This is a genomic window from Micromonospora sp. NBC_01638, from assembly GCF_045209745.1.
Classification (GTDB): domain Bacteria; phylum Actinomycetota; class Actinomycetes; order Mycobacteriales; family Micromonosporaceae; genus Micromonospora.
On sequence record NZ_CP109273.1, the window covers coordinates 3,000,172 to 3,020,021 of the forward strand.

Here is a 19,850-nt window from a genome sequence, read left to right on the forward strand (position 1 = left end):
ATCAGTAGCTGCTGCTGGCGCCCGTCGTGATCGCGTAGATGATCGCGGCGGCGTAGAAGGCGAGCAGCAGCACGATCAGACCGGTGAGGATCCAGCCGATGATGATGGCGGCCTTCGCCATCCCCGCACCGCCCTCACCGCTGAGCCGAATCTGTTTCTGAGCCACGTGCCCGAGAATCGCGCCGACCGGCGCGGTGATGCAGGACGCGAAGCCGGCCAGCGCCAGCACGAACGCCGCGATCGCCATTCCGTTGGTCTTCTGCGGTGGCGGGTAGCCATAGCCGGGGTGCTGCTGCGGGTAGCCGGTCGGGGCGTAGCCGGGCTGGGATGCGTAACCGGGCTGGGGTGCGTAACCGGGCGGGGCGTAACCGGGCATCGGCTGGCCCGCTGCCGGCTGCGCGCCGGCGTAAGGATCGACCGGCGCGTACGGGTCGACGGGGCCAGGTTGGGTGGGCACCGGCTGGCCGGCCACGAGGGTCGGGTCCGGTGCGGGGCTCGACGGCTGAGCCGACCACGTGGGATCGGTCCAGTTGCCGGGCGATGGGGGGTTGGTCATGCGAACTCTCCGTCAGGTCGGGTGCGGAGTCAGGGTAGCCAGCGCCGCTCAAACCCGACGTCCCCGCCACCGGGTGCCGCGTTGCTCGGGCCGGTCGTAACGGGCAGGATCCTGGCATGGCATTCGACGCGCGCGCCGCGGACCGCTCCGGCAGCCGACCCAGACGGGACGTCAGCCGACCCGGCGTGGCCCGGCGTGCCCGTGCGGCCACGCCGGCGGGCAGCCCTGGTCCGGATGAGCCGGTCGCGCTCGCCGACCCGGTGACCATGCGGCTCGACGGGCGGGTCGCCCTGGTGACCGGAGCGGGCAGCCCGGACGGCATCGGGTACGCCACCGCCCGGCGACTCGCCGACCTGGGCGCTCGAGTGGCCATCGTCTCCACCACCCGGCGCATCCACGAGCGGGCCACCGAACTGGGGGTGACCGGCTTCGTCGCGGATCTGACCGACGAGTCCGAGGTTGGCGCGCTCGCCGACGCGGTAGCCGAGCAGCTGGGTGACGTCGAGGTGCTGGTCAACAACGCCGGCCTGGCCAGTCGGGCCAGCCAGGGCGTGCTGCGGCCGGTCGCGCAGCTGACCTACGACGAGTGGCGTGGCGAGATCGACCGCAACCTGTCCACCGCGTTCCTGTGCAGTCGGGCGTTCATCGGTGGGATGGCCGAGCGGGGCTGGGGTCGGATCGTCAACCTGGCCGCCACGGCCGGCCCGGTCAACGCTCTGCCCACCGAGGCCGCGTACGCCGCGGCGAAGGCCGGGGTCGTCGGGCTGACCCGGGCGCTGGCCATGGAGATGATCGCCGATGGCGTGACCGTCAACGCGGTGGCTCCCGGCACCATCTACACCGCCGCGTCCACGATGGCGGAGGTCAAGCAGGGGCTGGGCACCCCGGTGGGTCGGCCGGGCACTCCGGACGAGGTCGCCGCGGCGATCAGCTTCCTCTGCTCGCCGGCAGCCTCGTACATCACCGGTCAGATGCTGGTGGTGGACGGCGGCAACAGCGTTCGTGAGGCCCGGTTCCGCTGACCACGGTGGACCGTCCCGGATCGCCGGTCAGTAGCGCCCGTTGTTGTTGCCGGCGTGGCCAAGGACGATCAGGGCCAGCCACCCGCAGCAGGCCAGCACGGTGAGCCCGGTGAAGACGTAGCCGAGGATCAGCCCCCAGGTGGCGAGCTGGTCGCCGTCCTCGCCGCTGGTGCGGATCTGCCGTTTGGCCACGTGGCCGAGGACGGCACCGGCCGGCGGAAACACGAAGGCGAACACCAGGGACAGGATCGCCAGCACGTTGGTACCCCGACCGGGGCCGGACTGCGGTGGGCCGTACTGACCGTAGGGGCCCTGCGGAGGGTACGGCGGCTGCTGGCTCCAGTGCGCCGACTGCTGCGGCCCCTGCTGCCCGTACGGCGACGGCTCGTCCGCTGGCGGCCCGTACGGCGACTGGTCCCTGGGTGGTTCGTAGGGTGACGGCGGCTGGTCGTCCCCTGGCGGTCCCGACGGCGGCGGGTAGCTCACGGCTGTCCTCCTCCTGCCGGTGCCGGAAAAGCCCCTCTTGCCGGACGCTACCCGTAGCGGTGAACCTTTTCACAGCGGTTGTGTGGACTGGTCACCTTGGCCCTGCTGGCCCGAAGACCGATACTGACCCAGCGTTCAGTTACCCATGAGTAGTGCGCTGACCTTCGGAGGCTGAGATGGCTCGACTCGCCCAGACGCCCGGCCTGACCGATGTGCAGCGGTCGATTCTGGAGACCGTCCGGGAGTTCGCCGACAAAGAGATCATCCCGCACGCCCAGCGGCTGGAGCACGCCGACGAGTACCCGACCGACATCCTCGACGGCATGCGCGAGATGGGGCTGTTCGGCCTCACCATCGACGAGGAGCACGGCGGGCTCGGCGAGTCGCTGCTCACCTACGCGCTGGTGGTGGAGCAGCTGTCCCGGGGCTGGATGTCGATCTCCGGCATCGTCAACACCCACTTCATCGTGGCGTACCTGATCTCTCAGCACGGCTCCGCCGAGCAGAAGGCCCGGCTGCTGCCGAAGATGGCCACCGGCGAGGTGCGCGGCGCGTTCTCCATGTCCGAACCGGAGACCGGTTCCGACGTCTCAGCGATCAAGTCCCGGGCCGTACGGGAGGGCGACCGGTACGTGCTCAACGGGCAGAAGATGTGGCTGACCAACGGGGCGTACTCCTCGGTGGTGGCCACCCTGGTCAAGACCGACACCGGCGCCGAGTCGGTGTACGGCAACATGAGCACCTTCCTGCTCGAAAAGGAGCCGGGCTTCGGCGAGACCGCCCCCGGCCTCACCATCCCCGGCAAGATCGAGAAGATGGGCTACAAGGGCGTCGAGACCACCGAGATGGTGCTCGACGGGGTGACCGTGCCCGACTCGGCGATCCTCGGCGGCGCCGACAAGGTGGGCCGAGGCTTCTACCAGATGATGGACGGCATCGAGGTGGGCCGGGTCAACGTGGCCGCGCGTGCCTGCGGCATCTCCATCCGCGCCTTCGAGTTGGCGGTCAGCTACGCCCAGCAGCGCAAGACCTTCGGCCAGCCGCTCGCCAAGCACCAGGCGATCGCCTTCAAACTCGCCGAGATGGGCACGAAGATCGAGGCCGCCCACGCCCTCATGGTCAACGCAGCACGCCTCAAGGACGCCGGCCAACGCAACGACGTCGAGGCCGGAATGGCCAAGCTGCTCGCCTCCGAGTACTGCGCCGAGGTCGTCCAGGAGGCGTTCCGCATCCACGGCGGCTACGGCTACTCCAAGGAGTACGAGATCGAGCGGCTGATGCGGGAGGCACCGTTCCTGCTCATCGGCGAGGGCACCTCGGAGATCCAGAAGACCATCATCTCCCGCGGCCTGCTCAAGGAGTACAAGCTCTGATCGATCACCGCCTTGCGCGGCCTGCCAGTTGGTTGTGAACGTGATGCCGCTGAGGCATCAAGATGCCCCAGCGGCATCACTCTCGGGCGAGGGTCGCGTCCGCGAGGCGGGCTCCCTGGCCAGATCCTGCGGCCGGAACCGGTAGTCCTCGATCGCGGCGATCAGGCGATCCTCCGGCACCGCTGTGTCCCGGCCACCGACTACCGGGGCAGGCTGCAGCGATCGCCACACCGCCGGCCGCAGCCGTACGCCGTTCAGCCGGCCGTCGCGCTGGTGTGGGCTGACCCGGTCGATGTTCGCCCAGTCGAGGACCTGGCGGCCATGCCGGATCGCGCTGACGGTCATCACCAGCCGGCCGGTGAACCGCGCCTGCTCGTAGGCGGTCCGACCAAGCCACCCCGCGACCCCGACGGCGAGCACCGGTCGGGCGACCTCGACCCACCAGCCGTGCTGGGGCAGTGTGGTGATTAGGCACGCCCCGATCACGATCAGCACGACCGCCTCTGCCGCCAGGTCGACCCAGCCGGCGAGCGACCGGTGTGCCACCAGGCCGGGTTCGACTATGTCCAAGCCGCTGACCCGCTTCCTCCAGTGCAGCTGGCCGTCCCTCCGTGGCCGCCACCGCCGCGCGAGCAGCCGGGTCCCGAAGGCCAGCCAGACGACCCAGCTCACGCCGGAGAGCGCGGGTACCCGGAACAGGCCGGCGGCGACCGCCGCCGCCACCAATGCCGCGACCGCCAGCGCCAGCAGCCGGCGCGGCCACAATCCGTCGCCCAGCCTCGGCACCCGGCGCGGCCGAGGAATGAACACGGCCGAAGCGTACGGGTTTCGTTCAACCGAGGCGGGTCAGGCCGGCGGCGGCACGTTCGACGAGGAGGCAGCGGTCCTCGACGTAGTCCATTCCAGCTTCCTCGGCGATCCGCCGTGCCTCGGCGGAGACGATGCCCAACTGCAGCCAGACCGCCGGGGCGCCGATCGCCGCCGCGTCGCGGACGATCTGCACGGCGTCAGCGGCCGGCCGGAACACGTCCACCAGGTCGACGGGGTGCGGGATGTCGGCCAGCGTCTTGTACGCCCGCTCCCCGAAGAGTTCGTCGATGGTCGGGTTGACCGGGATGATCCGCCAGCCGTGCTGCTGCATGTGCAACGGCACGCCGTGCGCGGCCTTCAACGGGTCGCGGGACGCGCCCACGACGGCGATCACGGCGGAGTCGGCGAGGATCTGCTGAGCGGTACGCACCCGCCAACTGTAGCTCCGGCACCGGCTCGAGCAGGGTCAGGCGGGCAGCGCCAGCGGCAGGGGTGGCGCCGCCGTGTACGAGTCGAATGCAAGTGACCCGCCGTACACCGGTGGTCGTTGCGGTGGTCGGAGAGGGGAGGATGGACACCATGGAGACGTCGACCTTCGTCTACGACGGGGACTGCGCGTTCTGCACGCGCTGCGCGGAGTTCATCGCACGCCGCATCCCCACCGCCGCTCGGGTGGTGCCCTGGCAGTTCGCCGACCTGGACGCGCTCGGGCTCACGGCCGTCGAGTGCGAGGAGGCCGTGCAGTGGGTCGGCGCGGACGGCTCGCGCGCCGCCGGTCCGGACGCCATCGCGAAGCTGCTCGCCGCGAGCGGTCCGCTCTGGCGGGTCGCCGGTGCCGGCCTGCGGTTTCCGCCGGTACGCGCCGCGGCCTGGCCGGCGTACCGCTGGGTGGCGCGCAACCGGCACCGACTGCCGGGCGGCACGGCGGCCTGCTCCCTGCCGCAGGAGGCCCGGGAACGGCTCTACGGTCCGGCCGGTCGCCCGACCACGGGGGCCTGATCGCCGAGTGGCCTTGGTTGCGCACCGGCTCCCACCGCGGCCTGGTCGGGTAACGCCGGCTGCGTGCCGACGGCCGCCGGGTCCGGAGCCGGGGCGTCCGTCACCGACCCGGGAGTTTCGCGGCCGACGAGCCGGCGGGCCCAGACCAGCGGGCGGACCCGCTCCAGCGGAAGGAAGCTGGTCATCGCGGCCAGGTGCGGCGCGAACGAGATCGTGATGGTCGCGATGGTGACCGCGTGGAACGAGTAGAAGAAGCCGACCATGGCGAGTCGCCAGCGGGCCGGCAGCAGGAAGACCACCGGGCTCAGCAACTCGAAGGCCACGATGCCGAACTGGGCGACGATCAGCAGGTACGGCACCTGGGCGATCAGGTCTGCCAGGTCCGTGCCGCGCCGGATGATCGCGCGAGCCAGGACCGAGCCGGTCAGCCAGTCCAGACCGCCGAACCGCAGCTTGGCCCAGGCGGCGAGGAAATACGTGCAGATCACCGCTATCTGGGTGACTCGCAGAGCCCAGCCACCGGCCTCGGTGCGGGTGGTGTCGCCGTGCCGGGCCCGACCCGCGGTGGGTAGCACGGCCAGTGCGATGAGCAGCCCGAACCGGTCGTGGTCGACCTTCCCGTAGCTCATCGCGATGATCATCCACTCCAGGTACAGCGCGCAGACCACCCAACCGAGCAGGCGGGGTGCCCGTCCGGTCGCGGCGAGGAGCGCGAGCAGCAGCAACGACCAGAAGATCACCGCCACCAGGGCCGGCGTCGGCGTCGGCAGTGAGAGCAGGCGGCCGATCAGCAGCGGCTGGTACAGGTCGCCGGGCACGGTGACCCGGGTGCGTACCCACGGCGTGAAGATCACCAGGTCGGCGGCGACGAAGAGGTAGATCAGGGTCCGGAACGCGGCCACCCGGCCCCGGGGCACGGCCTCGGTCAGCCAGCGGCTCATCGGGATGCCTGCCAGCGGACGACGGTCTCATCGGTGTGTTGGCCGGTCGGTCGGCCGGCGCGGATGCCGTGCCAGCGGATGACGATGCGGACCTCGACCAGCGCGGCGGCGGCCGGGTGGCGTTCGGCGTACGCGTCGGCGATCTCGGTGAGCAGCGTCGGGTCGGCGGCGTACCGGGCCTGCTGGCCCTCGATCTCGGCGCGGCGGATGCCGGTCGCCTCCTGGTTCAGGTCGATCACGGCCCCGGAACTGTTCACCCCCTCGACACGGGTGTCGGGGGCGGGTGCGTTCGGCGGATTGGAGGTGGAGTACATCCGGAACGGGCCGAACGGGAAGTCGTCGTCGCTGCCCCAGAAGGTGCCGACGAGCAGCAGGACGAGGCCGATTGCGGTCGCGCCCAGCCGGGTCACGCGCCCGCGGGTGGTCAGATTTTCCATCGGGTCGTGACGATACGGGAATTACCGACTGCGTCGGGTCCCTCCGACGGTCAATTCGACCTGCCCAGGCAGGTGATCATGCATGCGCTTGCGGGGGTACGACGAAGGCCGGGCCCGTACCGGGCCCGGCCTCGCGTGCCGTCGTGGGGGCGGCTCAGTGGTTGTGCTCGGCCAGCTGCTTGCGGACGTCGTCCATGTCCAGCGCCTCGACCTGCTCGATCAGGTTCTCCAGGGCGGACTCGGGGAGGGCGCCCGGCTGGGCGAAGACGATGACGCCGTCGCGGATCGCCATGATCGTCGGGATGGATCGGATGTCGAACTTGGCGCCCAGCTCCTGCTGAGCCTCAGTGTCGACCTTGCCGAAGACGATGTTCTGGTGCTTCTCCGAGGAGCGCTCGTAGACCGGGGCGAACCGCTTGCACGGACCACACCACTCGGCCCAGAAGTCGACCAGGACGATGCCGTCGTTGCCGGTCACCTCGTCGAAGTTCGTCGAGGTCAGCTCAACGGTTGCCATTTCACTCTCCGATCACCGCGGTTTGTCTACGTCCCGTAGAACCAGGGCTGACCGTATCGAATTCCCGGACGGTGGGGCACGAAACGTGCCAGGGCTGCCAGGGGGTGCCGGGGGCCATCGATCTACGTCTGTTAATTCCGACCTGCGGAACGCAAATGCATGACGCACTTGCGTGACCTGCGGTGATGGGAGCGTTTCCAAGGAGATCTACCCGATTGAACGCTACGAATCGGTAACTTGACCCTTGACAAGGACGTATCCGGCCTGCAGAGATCGCTGATCAACCTCCACGCCATCACGGAGAGTAGTGTTACAAAAAGATAAATGTGACCGCGGTCTCTGTTGAACCTACGCTGGCGTAGGGCAGAATTCTCGGCATCAGAGCGTGGGCGGCGGGTGCCGGGGAGGGCCCCGCCGCTCATTGCGTCTCCCCCCGTTCGAGTGACCGGTGTGACATTTCCGCCGCCGTCGCGCCCTGCCGATCGCCTTAACCACCGGTAAGGCATGCTGTGCCGAACTCCATCGCCGTCCGTCGAAGGGACCAGGATGCAGTTCGGCCGCTACTACGAGGAGTTCGAGGTCGGCGCGGTCTACCGGCACTGGCCGGGCAAGACCGTCACCGAGTACGACGACCACCTCTTCTGCCTGCTCACCATGAACCACCACCCGCTGCACATGGACGCGCACTACGCCGCGACGGCCAGCCAGTTCAAGCGCAACGTCGTGGTCGGCAACTACATCTACTCGCTGCTGCTCGGCATGTCGGTGCCCGATGTGAGTGGGAAGGCGATCGCCAACCTGGAGGTCGAGTCGCTGCGGCACGTCGCGCCAACCTTCCACGGCGACACCATCTACGGCGAGACCACGGTGCTGGACAAGCGTGAGTCCGGTTCCAAGCCCGACCGGGGCGTGGTGTCGGTGGAGACCCGCGGCTACAACCAGGACGGCACGATGGTCTGCGTCTTCCGGCGCAAGGTCATGGTCCCCAAGCGGGAGTATGCGACCAGCGCCGTCCCCGATGGAGTGGATCCGGAGCGGCCCAGCTTTCCCGAGCCGCGCTGAGCATCGCGGCGGATCGACCGCCGTCGGACTCTGGGCCTCTTCCCCCACCGCGGGTTCTGTGGGGGAAGAGGCCCTGTTCCCGTTTTCGGGGCATATGCTGGCGCCGGAGGTTCCGATGAGCCACTCCGTTGCCGGAGAGCCGCCCTCTGCCGGCCGCCGAGCCGCACCCTTGACCACCGCTGTCTACTCCGTCGCCGAGTGGGACCTGCTCACCAGCCTGCCCGGTCGGGTCCTCGTGGCCGCCGCAGCTCCCGGCCCTGGCCGCACGGAACGGGGGGTCACGGCGGGTCTGGCCGGCCTGGAGGCCGTGGCCGCAGGCCGAGCCTTCGACAGCGATCTGGTCCGCGCGGTGGTCGCCGCGATCTATGCCCGTCACGACGGCACCCCGCAGCCCGCCGAGCAGCTCACCGATCTAGTGGACGTGCTGGCCGCCTGTCGGGTGGCGAGCCGGGTCCTCCGGCGGCGCGCCGACCCCGCCGACTCGGCCGCGTACCGCCAGTGGGTGCAGTCGGTCGCGGCCCGGGTCTGCCGCGCGACCCCCGGCCCCGGCGAACGCCGGCTGGACCAACCGGCCAGCCCGGCGGACCGGCGTTTCCTGGACCGGCTCGGTGCCGCGCTCGGGTTGGGCTGATCCGGCAGGCCGTCGCGTCGAACGCCGGCGCGGTCCGTACCCTCTGATGACCGTGACCGACGACCAGCTTGAGGTGGGCGTGGGCCCCTGGCAGGGGGACCCACCGGACGACCCGCGTTTCGACCCGCAGTTGCTGGCGGAGGGGGACCGGCGCAATGTCGTCGATCGCTACCGCTACTGGCGGCACGAGGCGATCGTCGCCGACCTGGACCGGCACCGGCACGGCTTCCACGTCGCGATCGAGAACTGGCAGCACGACTTCAACATCGGCACGGTGGTCCGAAACGCCAACGCGTTCAACGCCGCCGAGGTGCACATCGTCGGACGGCGACGCTGGAACCGGCGCGGCGCGATGGTGACCGATCGCTACCAGCACGTGCGGCACCACGAGACGATCGAGGAGTTCGTCGCCTGGGCGGCCGAGCGGCGGCTGCCGGTGTTCGGCATCGACAACCTCCCCGGTTCGCGTCCGCTGGAGACCGGAGCCCTCCCTCGGCACTGCGTGCTGCTGTTCGGCCAGGAGGGACCCGGACTCTCCGCGCCGGCCCGCGCCGCGTGCGACCAGCTGTACTCCATTGCGCAGTACGGCTCGACGAGGTCGATCAACGCGGGCGTGGCCAGTGGCATCGCCATGCACGCCTGGATCCGTGCTCACGCCGGCGTGCCGCCGGACTGACCCGCGCCCGGGTGCCGAATCGGACGTTCCGGCTTGACGTGCCGGCGGTCTGGGGTGACGGTGGGGATGTGAGTGTCGCGGTGAGTTGTCCGAGATGCGGGGGCCCGGTACGGGCGCCGGATCTGATGCACACCGACTCGAGGTGTCTGCGCTGCGGCCCGGTGCCGCCTCTGCACGTGCCGGAGCATATCGGAGCGGACATTGTGGCGAGCGTGGTGGAGCGGATCACCGCGACCGGGGATCCGCCGGTGACGCCGCTGTGGTGCCCGTGGCCGCTGCCGCCCGGCTGGACCCTCACCGGGGTGGCGTACGCCGGGGACGAACGGACCGGAGTGCGGGCGACCGCGGTGGCTATCGCGGGCCCGGCGCCCCTCGGCGGTGGTCCGGCCGACCTGGTCTTCGTGGCCGAGGAGCCGGGCGTCGGCCTGGGCACCCGGCTCGCCGGACTGGCCGGTCCGGACCCGGGGCCGGAACTGGCCGACGCGCTGACCGATCCGGGGCCGGGTCACCCCGACCACGTGGGGCAGGCCAGGATCAGGGTCAGCGGACACCCCACTCCACTGTGGTTGGTGAATTCTCCGACGGATCGAAGCGCGTACGCAGGCGAGGCTCGGGGAATGTGGCTCCATGCGATAGCCTGGCCGGCGAGTGCGGGTCACCTGCTCGCGGAAGACGTCGTGCTACACGACCTGACCGAGTGGACTCCGCCCGAGCTCGTGTACGGCGCACCATCCCCGTTCTTACCCGGCAGGGCTTGACAACCCATCCGGATTGACGGAGAACGGACGCAGATATTCACTGTACGACACCACACTGATACTCTGGGTGCCGCTGCGGTAATGGGACCCGGCGCCGCGCGAGAGGATGGCCCGCCATGGTCAAGAAGGTCCTCACCTGGGCCGGAATCGCATTCTTGATCTTCTTCGTCGCCTACCGACCAAACTCTGCGGCAGATGTGTTCAAGTCGCTCGGCGGCGGGATCATGGACATCGCCCAGGGGTTCGGCGACTTCTTCACCAGTCTCGTCGCCTAGCCGCCGATGGGCAGCCCCTCCGGTCCACCCTTTGACCCGGACGACCCCGACCGGGAGCGCCGCGAGCGCGACACCGAGCCGATCCCGCGGATCGGGCCTGATGACGGCCCGGGCTACGGGGCCGGGCCCAGCCTGTCCGATGGTCCGTCCCTTTCGGACGACGTCGGCTATGGCGACGGGCCCGGCTATGCCGGTCAGGGTCGCTCCGATCGGGCGTGGATCCGCGATCCGGAGTCCGGCTACCAGCCGCCGCAGATCTCCGAGGACGAGCTGGCCGGGTTGCGTGCCGACGCGACCGGCGCGACCCCTCGGCGGGTGCTGCCACTGGAAGACGAGCCCAGCTCGTTGGTTGCCCGCTACCTCTTCCCCACCGAGCGCTACCGGGGTGAGTGGAAGCGGCACTGGATCCACCTCAGCACCCCGCTGTTGATCGGCATCGCGGCGACCTTCGTGCTCGGCTACCTCTCCGGCTTCCTTGCCGGTCAGAACGTGGGCGCGCTGACCACCATCGCCGTGCTGCTCTGGTTTGCCGTGATGGGCTGGGTGGCCTGGCGGATCGCAGACTGGTGGTATGACCGGTTCATCCTGACCAACAAGCGGGTCATGGTGGTCGCCGGCCTCATCACCCGCCGGGTCGCCATGATGCCGCTGGTCCGGGTCACCGACATGAAGTACGAGCAGACACCGACCGGCCGAGCGCTCAACTACGGCACCTTCGTGCTGGAGTCCGCTGGCCAGGAGCAGGCGCTCCGCGAGATCAAGAACCTGCCCAACCCCAACGAGCTCTACCTGCGCGTGGTTGAGGAAATGTACGAGCCGCAGGCGGTCGAGGCCCGGCTCGGCAAGGAGGCCGACGAGGCCAAGGCCGACGACGGCGCGTGAAGGTTTTCGACCGAACATCGGAGCAAGTGCGCACCTTTCGTCATGGACCGGAACGTCTCTGACATGGCACTCTGCCAGGACGACTGGGGTGTGGAGGTGGGCGGTGGCGAGCAGGGACTCGTTGGAGGAGCAGTTCCGCGAGTTCGTCGCTGCCCGCTCGGCCGCGCTCCTACGCACTGCTTACCTGCTCACCGGGGACTGGGCCACGGCCGAGGATCTGCTCCAGACGGCGCTGACCAAGACCTACCTCGCGTGGAAGCGACTCGGTGGCATCGAGGCGGTCGAGCCGTACGCCCGGCGGGTAATGGTCAACACGTCGACGAGTTGGTGGCGGCGGCGCTGGCACGGTGAACGCCCGACCGAGGTGCTGCCCGAGCGGGCCGGTGTCGACGAGATCGCGCAGCAGCTTGACCGTGACCTGCTCTGGCGGCATCTCAGGGAGTTGCCCGTCCGGCAACGGGCGGTTTTGGTGCTGCGCTACTACGAGGACATGTCGGAGGCGCAGACCGCCGCGATGCTGGACATCTCACCGGGCACGGTGAAGAGCCAGGCGTCCCGAGCGCTGGCCACGCTGCGCCGCCGAATGGGCGCCGACGCACCGGACCTGGCGGCCGCAGTCGGCACTGCCAACCAGCCGGCCGCAGCCGGTGTCGCCCGGCCACGGGGCTCGGGTGCCCCGAGCGGACAGGTCCCGGCCACCGGTGCTGCCGCGACGCTGCGACCCCGGCAGACGGCTGGCCGACCCGTGCCACGCCCGGCCACGCCCCGCCCAGCCGCGCCGCGTCCGATCGGCCCGCAGGTCGTGCTGCCCCCCGCCCCGGCGGCCGTGCCCGTCGGCACGCGCTCCGGGGAGCAGCAGTGAGCGGATTCCCAGGCCGGCCCGACAACCTGACGGACGGCCCGCGGCGTTCATACCAGGTGCGGCCTGAGGAGCTGGAAGGTGCGGTGCGGGACACCCTCTCGCGCCAGGTCGTCCTTGCCCGCCCGATGGGCGCCGACCCGGCGGGCCAGGCCATCCGCCGCGCGAACCGGATCTGGCGTCGGCGCACCGCGGCAGGCGTCGCCCTTGCGGCGGTCGCCACCGTGCTGCTCAGCGCCGGCATGGCCCAGCTCGGCACCGAGACCGGGCGGGGCGGGTCAGCCATCGTGGTGATCGGTGACCCGGACCCGTCCAGCCGGCCGATCCCGACCAGCGTTCCTGGTCCCGACCTCTCACCCGGAACGTCCGCTGACATGCTCGTGAGCGAGACCCTGGTCAGCGCCGACGGGCGGCGGCTGGTGCTGCCCGACGTCGGGCCGGCCGAACGCGCCCAGCTCCTGCCCAGCGGCGATGGTTGGCTGGTGGTCAGCACGCCGACCGCCGCCGGTCGCTCCCTCTGGGTGGTGCAGAACGACGGGTTGGTGCAGGTGCTGTTGGCTGGGGCGGGCCCGATCGTCCTGGCACCGGACAGCCGCCAGGTCGCCTGGCGCGACGGCAGCGATCTACTGACGGCAGGCGTGGTCGGCACCCAGCTCATCGGGGCGGTGCGCACCCCGGCACCCGCAGCAGCGGAACCTGTCCGGTTCGTCGGTGACAGCGTGCTGGTCCGACTCGACCCGGCCAACGCCGGTCATACCCTGTGGCGGCCCGGTGCCGGGCAGTTGCCCGAGGCCGTCGACCAGAAGACCCTCAATGTCTACGGGAGGCTGCCCGACGGACGGCTCGTCGGTCAGATCTCCACGACCGACCCGGGCCGAACCTGCCTGGCCGTGCTCGAACCGGCGCGTCACCTGAACCCGGTGCACACCGGCTGCGGTCCGGAGCTGAGCCAGGACGGAGTCGGCGGGATCTCCGCCGACGGGCGGTGGCTGCTGGTGAACGGGTCGGTCGGCACGGTCGGCGGGGCACTGCTGGTCGACCTGTTGCGGCTCGGGCCGAGCACGACCGCCGTTTCGGCCGGGCCGCCGATGACCGGCGCGATCGTCTGGAGCAACGAGGCCCACGCCTCGTACCTCGACGACGCCGGCAAGCTGGTCCGGGTCGATGTCGGCCGGGTGTGGGCAGGGAAGCCGGCCAGCGCCGTCCCGGTGCCCGGCGTGCCAGCCGGCGACCGACCGGTCCTGGTGGCCAACTTCTGACCCCACGCGGTCGGGGTCACCTCCGTGAGCCGGGCTCGGTGGTTCCTCGGTAGCGTCGGACGGTGACCTCGCGTACCGGCTCCGTCCCGCGGATCGACCTGCACACCCACTCGACGGCCAGCGACGGCACGCTGACCCCGGCCGAGCTGGTCCGGGCAGCTTCCACGGCCGGGCTGGACGTGCTGGCGATCACCGACCACGACACCACCGCCGGCTGGGCACCAGCCGTGGGCGCGCTGCCGCCGGGACTACGCCTGATCCGGGGTGCGGAGTTGTCCTGCCGCTGGTCCGGTGCGCAGCCAGGGGTGCCGCTGCACCTGCTGGCGTACCTGTTCGACCCTGGCCACCCGGAACTGGTGGCCGAGCTGGCCCGGGTGCGGGCCGCCCGGGAAGAACGCGGCGAACGGATCGTCGCGCTGCTGCGGGCCGACGGCGTCGACGTGAGCTGGCCGGACATCCTGGCCGGTGCGGGCGGCGGCACCGTGGGCCGCCCGCACATCGCGCAGGCGCTGATCCGGGCCGGCCTGGTCGCCAGCACTCGGGAGGCGTTCGGCCCGGACTGGCTGGGCGAGCGGTACCGGCTGCCCAAGGACGACATCGACGTGTTCCGGGCGATCCGGCTGGTCCGGTCGGCCGGCGGCGTGCCGGTCTTCGCCCATCCCCGGGCCACCCGACGCGGCCGGGTGGTGCCCGACGAGCTGATCGCCGAGCTGGCCGCCGCCGGGCTGGCCGGGCTCGAGGCCGACCACGAGGACCACAGCCCGGCCGAGCGGGAGCACGTGCGGGCGCTCGCCGCCAAGCTGGGCCTGCTCGTCACCGGCTCGTCGGATTTCCACGGCACCCACAAGACCGTCCAGCTCGGAGCGTTCGGCACCAGCGTCGACGCGTACGAGCGGATCGTCGCCGAGGGGGTGACCGAGGTCGCTTCCGGCTGATCCCAGTTTCGGCGTTTGGCGGCGCGGCTAGGTTGATCACGTGGATCTGAAGCTGTTCGGCGAGGTTTTTGTGACCCTGCTGGTGATCACTGACCCGCCGGGCATGATGCCGATCTTCCTGGCGTTGACCGGCCCGCTGCCCGCCCGCGACCGCAATCGGGCGGCCTGGCAGGCCGTCACGCTGGCGTTGGGCGTGATCGTGGTCTTCGCGGTGGCGGGGCAGACCCTGCTGGCCTACCTGCACGTGGACCTGCCGGCGTTGCAGGCTGCCGGTGGGCTGCTGCTCGTGCTCGTCGCCCTGGAGCTGCTGACCGGTAAGACCGACGGCCCGAGCTCGGAAGCCACCTCGAACATCGCGCTGGTGCCGCTGGGCACCCCGCTGCTGGCCGGCCCGGGTGCCATCGTGGCCACCATGCTCTTCGTCCAGCAGGCCGACGGGCTGGGTGACTTCACCGCGATCGCCGTGGCGATCCTCGCCGTGATGCTCGCGGTCTGGATCGTGCTGCGCTTCTCCGGCGGCATTGTGAAGATCCTGCGTCCCGGCGGGATCGAGGTGCTGACCCGGATCGCCGGCCTGCTGTTGGCCGCGATCGCCGTGCAGCTCATCGCCGACGCGGTGTTCGCCTTCGTCACGCAGTACGTGAACATGACCTGACCCCGGCACACCCATTGTGTCGGAGGTGGATGGCAGGATCGCAGGCGTGCGACGATCCTCCTCAGCGGGCCGACCCGCCGCCGGCGGCCGGGCCCCGAAACAGCGCGCCGGCGGCGCCGAGCAGCTCGGCTTCGACGGCATGCCGGAGCGGCTGTTCGTGTGCACACCGAGCAAGCTCGGCGCGTACGCGGACTGCCCACGCCGCTACCGTTACTCCTACGTCGACCGGCCGGCCCCGCCCAAGGGCCCGCCGTGGGCGCACAACTCGCTCGGCGCCAGCGTGCACACCGCCCTCAAAAACTGGTATGCGCTGCCCGCTGACCGGCGCCGCCCCGAAGCCTTGGCCACCCTGCTCAAGGGCACCTGGGTCCGCGAGGGCTACCGCGACGACGAGCAGGAGCGGGCCGCCTACCGGCGGGCGCTGGGTTGGTTGGAGGCGTACGTCGAGACGCTGGAGCCGGATACCGACCCGCTCGGCGTGGAGCGGGTGGTGGCGGTCAAGACCGCCGTGCTGGCGTTCAACGGCCGTGCCGACCGGATCGACTCGCGGCCCGGGGCGGAGGGGCCGGAGCTGGTCATCGTCGACTACAAGACCGGTCGCACCGGGCTGGACACGGACGACGCCCGGGGCTCGCAGGCGTTGGCGCTCTACGCGTACGCGGCCGAGCGGGTGTTCCGCCGACCGTGCCGCCGGGTGGAACTGCACCACCTGCCGACCGGCACGGTCGCCGGCCACGACCACACCGTCGAGTCGCTGGCCCGGCAGTTGACCCGCGCGGAGGAGACGGCCCGCGACATCATGGCCGCCGAACGGGCCGTCGCGGACGGCGCCGACGCGGACGAGGCGTTCCCGGTGGCTCCCAGCTCGCGTTGTGGCTGGTGCGACTTCCGACGGCACTGCCCGGCCGGCGCGCAGGTGCCGGGCAAGGAGCCGTGGGCGGCCATGGACCGTCCCGCCGCCGGTTGACCCCCTGAGACGTAAGGGGCAGGTCAGCCGGCCAGCGGAGTGGCGGCATGGCGCGCGGCCCGCTCCTTGGCGGCCTGCAGCAACGGCCCCTCCAGATAGCGACGGGGGACGGCAGTGAACGCGAGCCGCAGTGCGCGCACGGTCAGGTCCGCCGACAGTGCGGTGGTAGGCAGACCGAGCCCGCCGTACATCCGGCGTGCCCAAGCCGGCAGCAGTGCGAGCGCGGTGCCCGCGATCCCCAGGTACGCCCAGCGCGGCGGGCCGAGGGTGAGCCCCAACCGGGCCGGCAGGCTGAGCTTCCACGGCAGCGGCGGGGCGGTGAGGAAGAGCGCCGTCTCGGCGGCCTCCCGGGTCATCCGCAACTGCGGCCGTACGGCGCGGTAGTAGTCCGTGACCTCTGCCGCGGTGCCCGGGACGGTGGCCGGATCCAGGCCGACCAGGGCGGCGGAGCGGCGCTGCTCGGTGTAGTAGCCGTCCACCTCGTCGTCGCTGAGCGGCAGCCCGGCACGCCGGGCGGTGCTGAGGAACGACTCGACCTCGGTGACGTGCACCCACCGCAGCAGGTCCGGGTCGTCGATTCGGAACTCCTCGCCGGTGAGCGGGTCGGTGGCCCGCAGCCGGGCGTGCAACCGGCGCAGCCGGGCGCCCGCCGCCTCCGCCTCGGCGGTCGTCCCGTAGACGGTGGTCCCCACGTAGGTGCCGGTGCGGACCAGACGGCCCCAGGCATCGGTGCGGTAGTTGCTGTTCTGCGCGACCCCGGCCATCGCCCGGGGGTGCAACGCCTGGAGGTAGAGCGAGCGCAGGCCAGCGACGATCAGGATCGGCTCCTCGTGCACCTTCCACGTAACCGAACCCGGACCGAAGAGGCCGAGGTCATCGGAGTCCACCGCCCAAGAGTGCCACGGCCGTGGCCGACCGCGTCGGCCACGTACCGCCGGTGCGCCGCTCAGACGTCGGCGAAGCGGCGGGCCCGGCAGCTCGGGCAGAGGCCCCAGAAGGTCACCTCCGCCTCGTCCACCTCGAACCCGTGCGCGACGTTCGGCTCCAGGCACGGGGCGCTGCCCACCGCGCAGTCGATGTCGGCGATCTCGCCGCAGCCCCGGCAGACCACATGGTGGTGGTTGTCGCCCACGCGTGCCTCGTAGCGGGCAGGACCGCCGGCCGGCTCGATCCGCCGGGACAGCCCGGCCCGGGACAGCGCACCCAGCACGTCGTAGACCGCCTGGGTGGAGACCGAGTTGAGGCGTTCGCGGACCCGCCGGGTGATCTCGTCGACCTCCAGGTGGCCGCCGCCGGCCAGCACATCGAGCACCGCGAGGCGTGGCCGCGTGACACGCAGGCCCTTCGATCGCAGCAGCTCCTCGGTACCGGACATTTGCCAATGACAGCACGCCCGGCCGGCATCGACAACCGTCGCCCGGCCCGGGTGGCCGCCGACACAGCCCAGAAGATCAGGAGCAGGGCCGGGCGACGATGAACCCGATCGGGGTCGCGCGCGTGTGTCCGGTCGAGAGCCTGGGGACAATTGGCGGACCGTACGCTGACAATCCTCAACCATGATCGACCTGGAGGGTTCGATGTTCGAGGAGATCCTGGGTCTACCGGTACACGTCCTGGTGGTCCACGCGGTTGTCGTGTTCGTCCCGCTGTTGGCGGTGCTGGCCATCGCGTACGTGGGGCTTCCGCGGTGGCGGCCCCGGCTGGACTGGGCCCTGGGCCTCCTCGCCGTGGCCGCGCCGGTGATGGCCTTCGTGGCCGTCGAGTCGGGTGAGGCGTTCACCGACGCGCTGGTTGCCCGGGGCTTCCAGGGCCAGATCCTCGACCAGATCTTCGAGCACTCCCGCTACGGCGACATTCTGTTCCGCATCGTGGTGCCGCTCGGGATCGCGGCCATCCTGTTGCTGGTGGCGACCAGCGGACACCCTCGGGTGCCGCGGCTGCCGGCGCTGGTCACCCCGGTGCTGGCGGTGGCGGTCGTAGCGCTGTCCATCGCCGCCCTGGTCTACGTCTATCTGACCGGCCACACCGGCGCCGAGGCAGTCTGGAGCACCACCCTCTGACCGGCAGACACGGCGCGGATCAGAAGATGACCCGCGAGCAGAGCAGGCAGACCAGGACCACCAGCACCACGCTGGCCGCAGCCCCGAAGCCGTAGGTCACCCGCTGCGAGCGCTGCTCAGCTGCGTCCAGGTCGGCCATGTCCTGCGGCGGCAGCCGCCGTGGCGGCGCCGGCTGCAGGTGTACGGGTGGACGCCAGCCGGTCGGCGGCGGCACGCTCGGCGGCGGGCCGGCGTACGCGTTCGCCGGTGTCGTCACGGGCGCGGCGGGAGGTTGATCCGCCACCGCGTCGTCACCGGTGCCGGGGCGTCGCCAGTAGTCGTCCGGGGTGCTGCCACCGCTGGGGGTCGTCACGCCGTCCGACGCTACCAACGCGGGCGGCGGCCCGGTCGTTTCTGGCCGGCGTGGCATCGTCGACGGCGGGTCCGCTGCCGTCGGCTGCGCTAGTCTTGCCGCTCGTGAGCACCGAGGACCCCGGCACGCAGGGCGCGCGCGGCGACGATGAGCGCACCGTCGACCTGAGCGAAGACTTCGTGGTGCTGCCCGAGCAGACCTCCGACGACACCGATCGCGGCTGGGGCGAGCGGGCCAGCGGCAACGACGACTGGCTGCTCGCCGAACGCCCTCCGCACTGGGACTGACCTGCGGCCTGGCCGGCTCCCTGCGACATCGGCCCGGCCGACAGCGCGGTGACCTGGACGGCCCGGCCCGGCTCGCGGCGAAGTCGGTCGACAGCCCGGCAACCGACAGCGTGGTGACCTCGACGGCCCGGCCCGGCCCGGCCCGGCCCGGCCCGGCCCGGCCCGGCCCGGCCCGGCCCGGCCCGGCCCGGCTCGCGGCCCGGGGGAGGGTTTGCGGGTTGGCGCTCAGCTGCGGACGACGATGGCGAACCGGGTGCCCTCGGGGAGGCCGACGGCGCGTTGCGCCTGGTCGGGGCGGAGTGCCAGATAGAGCGCCGAGGTCCCGTCGGTCGCGCCGGCGCCCAGCACGTCCAGCACCAGCGCCGCGGGAGCGAGCAACGTTGCTTCGGTGCCCGCCCCGCCCGGCGCCGCCGCGAGCAGGTCGACCCGGGCTCCGGGGCGGACCACCGCCAGCGCGGCCGGCTCGGCCAACCGGACCGGCACCCCGACAGCGCCGCTCGGCAGCGGCAGCGACCTGGTCCTTCCGCTCGCGGCGGGCGCGCCGCTTTCGTCGGTCGTGCCGGATGGCGGCGGCCCGGCCGTTCCGCTTCCGTCGGTGGGGCCTGCCCGGTCGGGGTCGGTGGGGTCTGGCCTGTCGAGGTCGGCCCGGTCCGGATCGGTGGAGCCTGTCCTGCGGGGGTCGGTCGACCCGCCCTCGTCGACCTGCCCGGCCGTGCCGTCTGCTCCCGCGGAGGGCACGGTGGTCGACGGGCAGCTGCTCGGGGTGTATAGAACGGCGGCGGCCAGGCCGAGCAGCGTGGCGACCAGGCCGGCCCGGAGCAGGGAGCGCCCGCCGGGCAGGGTGGGCCGGCGCAGCGGACGCAACGCCCGCGCGGAGTCTGGATCACCCATGGTCTCTGCCGCCTCCCGTCCCCGGGTGCCGCAGCGACCCCCGTGGCGGCAGGTTAGGCCGTTCCACCCTGGTCGGCCGGCCGTCGGACGGTGCCTGTGGATAACCGGCCGGCCTGTGGATAACTCCCACCGGTCGGCTCGACCTGCTATCGCATCGGCC

The 19,850-nt window shown here is 71.5% G+C and carries 27 protein-coding genes; 16 read left to right on the top strand and 11 right to left on the bottom strand.

Translation table 11 applies throughout. The features are described 5' to 3' along the window. Nucleotide 1: 1 nt before the first annotated feature. Complete coding sequence (locus tag OG811_RS14235) at nt 2-556, bottom strand: DUF4190 domain-containing protein (RefSeq protein ID WP_406074788.1); 555 nt, start codon at nt 554-556, stop codon at nt 2-4. A gap of 185 nt (nt 557-741) precedes the next feature. On the opposite strand from OG811_RS14235, the gene OG811_RS14240 reads away from it, so the two are divergent. Beyond that, nucleotides 742-1,578, top strand: a complete 837-nt coding sequence (locus tag OG811_RS14240) for an SDR family NAD(P)-dependent oxidoreductase (RefSeq protein WP_406075724.1) — start codon at nt 742-744, stop codon at nt 1,576-1,578. A gap of 27 nt (nt 1,579-1,605) precedes the next feature. Here the strand turns inward: OG811_RS14240 and OG811_RS14245 are convergent, their stop codons facing one another. After that, nucleotides 1,606-2,064: a DUF4190 domain-containing protein gene (locus OG811_RS14245; RefSeq protein WP_406074790.1), complete on the bottom strand. Its 459-nt coding sequence runs from the start codon at nt 2,062-2,064 to the stop codon at nt 1,606-1,608. A gap of 176 nt (nt 2,065-2,240) precedes the next feature. Between OG811_RS14245 and OG811_RS14250 the strand changes: the two genes are divergently transcribed. Beyond that, nucleotides 2,241-3,437, top strand: a complete 1,197-nt coding sequence (locus OG811_RS14250) for an acyl-CoA dehydrogenase family protein (RefSeq protein WP_406074791.1) — start codon at nt 2,241-2,243, stop codon at nt 3,435-3,437. Between the two features lie 57 nt (nt 3,438-3,494). Here the strand turns inward: OG811_RS14250 and OG811_RS14255 are convergent, their stop codons facing one another. After that, nucleotides 3,495-4,247 (bottom strand): hypothetical protein, encoded by a 753-nt coding sequence (locus OG811_RS14255; protein WP_406074793.1) that lies wholly within the window; start codon nt 4,245-4,247, stop codon nt 3,495-3,497. Between the two features lie 22 nt (nt 4,248-4,269). Further along, on the bottom strand, nt 4,270-4,677 hold the full coding sequence (locus tag OG811_RS14260) for a CoA-binding protein (RefSeq protein WP_406074795.1): 408 nt from the start codon (nt 4,675-4,677) through the stop codon (nt 4,270-4,272). Between the two features lie 149 nt (nt 4,678-4,826). On the opposite strand from OG811_RS14260, the gene OG811_RS14265 reads away from it, so the two are divergent. After that, a complete protein-coding gene (locus OG811_RS14265) occupies nt 4,827-5,246 on the top strand; it encodes a thiol-disulfide oxidoreductase DCC family protein (protein ID WP_406074796.1) in 420 nt (139 codons plus the stop codon). Here the strand turns inward: OG811_RS14265 and OG811_RS14270 are convergent. From OG811_RS14270 to trxA, 3 genes are all read right to left on the bottom strand, one after another. Beyond that, nucleotides 5,210-6,187, bottom strand: a complete 978-nt coding sequence (locus OG811_RS14270) for an MFS transporter permease (RefSeq protein WP_406074798.1) — start codon at nt 6,185-6,187, stop codon at nt 5,210-5,212. The two genes, OG811_RS14265 and OG811_RS14270, sit on opposite strands and share 37 nt — an antisense overlap. After that, a complete protein-coding gene (locus OG811_RS14275) occupies nt 6,184-6,624 on the bottom strand; it encodes a hypothetical protein (protein ID WP_406074799.1) in 441 nt (146 codons plus the stop codon). Before OG811_RS14275 ends, OG811_RS14270 begins: the two co-directional genes overlap by 4 nt. Nucleotides 6,625-6,778: 154 nt before the next feature. After that, nucleotides 6,779-7,141 carry a thioredoxin gene (trxA, locus tag OG811_RS14280; protein ID WP_272615271.1) on the bottom strand — a complete coding sequence of 121 codons (363 nt, stop codon included), beginning with the start codon at nt 7,139-7,141 and terminating at the stop codon, nt 6,779-6,781. Nucleotides 7,142-7,687: 546 nt separating this feature from the next. On the opposite strand from trxA, the gene OG811_RS14285 reads away from it, so the two are divergent. The 11 genes from OG811_RS14285 to OG811_RS14335 all read left to right on the top strand — a co-directional run bounded on the left by OG811_RS14285 (nt 7,688) and on the right by OG811_RS14335 (nt 16,100). Then, nucleotides 7,688-8,203: a MaoC family dehydratase gene (locus tag OG811_RS14285; RefSeq protein ID WP_406074801.1), complete on the top strand. Its 516-nt coding sequence runs from the start codon at nt 7,688-7,690 to the stop codon at nt 8,201-8,203. Nucleotides 8,204-8,297: 94 nt separating this feature from the next. Further along, nucleotides 8,298-8,834: a hypothetical protein gene (locus OG811_RS14290; protein WP_406074803.1), complete on the top strand. Its 537-nt coding sequence runs from the start codon at nt 8,298-8,300 to the stop codon at nt 8,832-8,834. A gap of 52 nt (nt 8,835-8,886) precedes the next feature. After that, on the top strand, nt 8,887-9,510 hold the full coding sequence (locus tag OG811_RS14295; RefSeq protein WP_406075725.1) for a TrmH family RNA methyltransferase: 624 nt from the start codon (nt 8,887-8,889) through the stop codon (nt 9,508-9,510). Nucleotides 9,511-9,590: 80 nt separating this feature from the next. Further along, nucleotides 9,591-10,268 carry a DUF6758 family protein gene (locus OG811_RS14300; protein WP_406074804.1) on the top strand — a complete coding sequence of 226 codons (678 nt, stop codon included), beginning with the start codon at nt 9,591-9,593 and terminating at the stop codon, nt 10,266-10,268. 116 nt (nt 10,269-10,384) lie between these two features. Continuing rightward, complete coding sequence (locus tag OG811_RS14305) at nt 10,385-10,543, top strand: hypothetical protein (RefSeq protein WP_007455302.1); 159 nt, start codon at nt 10,385-10,387, stop codon at nt 10,541-10,543. Nucleotides 10,544-10,549: 6 nt separating this feature from the next. Then, nucleotides 10,550-11,425: a PH domain-containing protein gene (locus OG811_RS14310; RefSeq protein ID WP_406074806.1), complete on the top strand. Its 876-nt coding sequence runs from the start codon at nt 10,550-10,552 to the stop codon at nt 11,423-11,425. A 103-nt stretch (nt 11,426-11,528) separates the two neighbouring features. Beyond that, a complete protein-coding gene (locus tag OG811_RS14315; protein WP_406074807.1) occupies nt 11,529-12,287 on the top strand; it encodes a SigE family RNA polymerase sigma factor in 759 nt (252 codons plus the stop codon). Further along, nucleotides 12,284-13,543, top strand: a complete 1,260-nt coding sequence (locus OG811_RS14320; protein WP_406074809.1) for a hypothetical protein — start codon at nt 12,284-12,286, stop codon at nt 13,541-13,543. The genes OG811_RS14315 and OG811_RS14320 overlap by 4 nt, the downstream gene beginning before the upstream one ends. Before the next feature lie 62 nt (nt 13,544-13,605). Next, nucleotides 13,606-14,478: a PHP domain-containing protein gene (locus tag OG811_RS14325; RefSeq protein ID WP_406074810.1), complete on the top strand. Its 873-nt coding sequence runs from the start codon at nt 13,606-13,608 to the stop codon at nt 14,476-14,478. A gap of 40 nt (nt 14,479-14,518) precedes the next feature. Beyond that, a complete protein-coding gene (locus OG811_RS14330; RefSeq protein ID WP_406074811.1) occupies nt 14,519-15,133 on the top strand; it encodes a MarC family protein in 615 nt (204 codons plus the stop codon). 46 nt (nt 15,134-15,179) lie between these two features. Continuing rightward, nucleotides 15,180-16,100 (top strand): RecB family exonuclease, encoded by a 921-nt coding sequence (locus tag OG811_RS14335; RefSeq protein WP_406074813.1) that lies wholly within the window; start codon nt 15,180-15,182, stop codon nt 16,098-16,100. A 23-nt stretch (nt 16,101-16,123) separates the two neighbouring features. Here OG811_RS14335 and OG811_RS14340 read toward each other — a convergent pair whose 3' ends face one another. Both OG811_RS14340 and OG811_RS14345 read right to left on the bottom strand, forming a co-directional pair. After that, on the bottom strand, nt 16,124-16,987 hold the full coding sequence (locus tag OG811_RS14340; RefSeq protein WP_406074815.1) for an oxygenase MpaB family protein: 864 nt from the start codon (nt 16,985-16,987) through the stop codon (nt 16,124-16,126). A 59-nt stretch (nt 16,988-17,046) separates the two neighbouring features. Then, nucleotides 17,047-17,475: a Fur family transcriptional regulator gene (locus OG811_RS14345; protein ID WP_406074817.1), complete on the bottom strand. Its 429-nt coding sequence runs from the start codon at nt 17,473-17,475 to the stop codon at nt 17,047-17,049. 202 nt (nt 17,476-17,677) lie between these two features. On the opposite strand from OG811_RS14345, the gene OG811_RS14350 reads away from it, so the two are divergent. Further along, nucleotides 17,678-18,160 (top strand): DUF2231 domain-containing protein, encoded by a 483-nt coding sequence (locus tag OG811_RS14350; RefSeq protein WP_406075727.1) that lies wholly within the window; start codon nt 17,678-17,680, stop codon nt 18,158-18,160. Between the two features lie 19 nt (nt 18,161-18,179). Here OG811_RS14350 and OG811_RS14355 read toward each other — a convergent pair whose 3' ends face one another. Continuing rightward, nucleotides 18,180-18,512: a hypothetical protein gene (locus OG811_RS14355; RefSeq protein ID WP_406074818.1), complete on the bottom strand. Its 333-nt coding sequence runs from the start codon at nt 18,510-18,512 to the stop codon at nt 18,180-18,182. A gap of 104 nt (nt 18,513-18,616) precedes the next feature. Between OG811_RS14355 and OG811_RS14360 the strand changes: the two genes are divergently transcribed. Then, nucleotides 18,617-18,799, top strand: coding sequence for a hypothetical protein (locus OG811_RS14360; protein WP_406074819.1), 183 nt, complete (start codon nt 18,617-18,619; stop codon nt 18,797-18,799). Between the two features lie 225 nt (nt 18,800-19,024). Here OG811_RS14360 and OG811_RS14365 read toward each other — a convergent pair whose 3' ends face one another. Continuing rightward, nucleotides 19,025-19,690 carry a flagellar biosynthesis protein FlgA gene (locus OG811_RS14365; protein ID WP_406074820.1) on the bottom strand — a complete coding sequence of 222 codons (666 nt, stop codon included), beginning with the start codon at nt 19,688-19,690 and terminating at the stop codon, nt 19,025-19,027. Nucleotides 19,691-19,850: the final 160 nt, after the last annotated feature.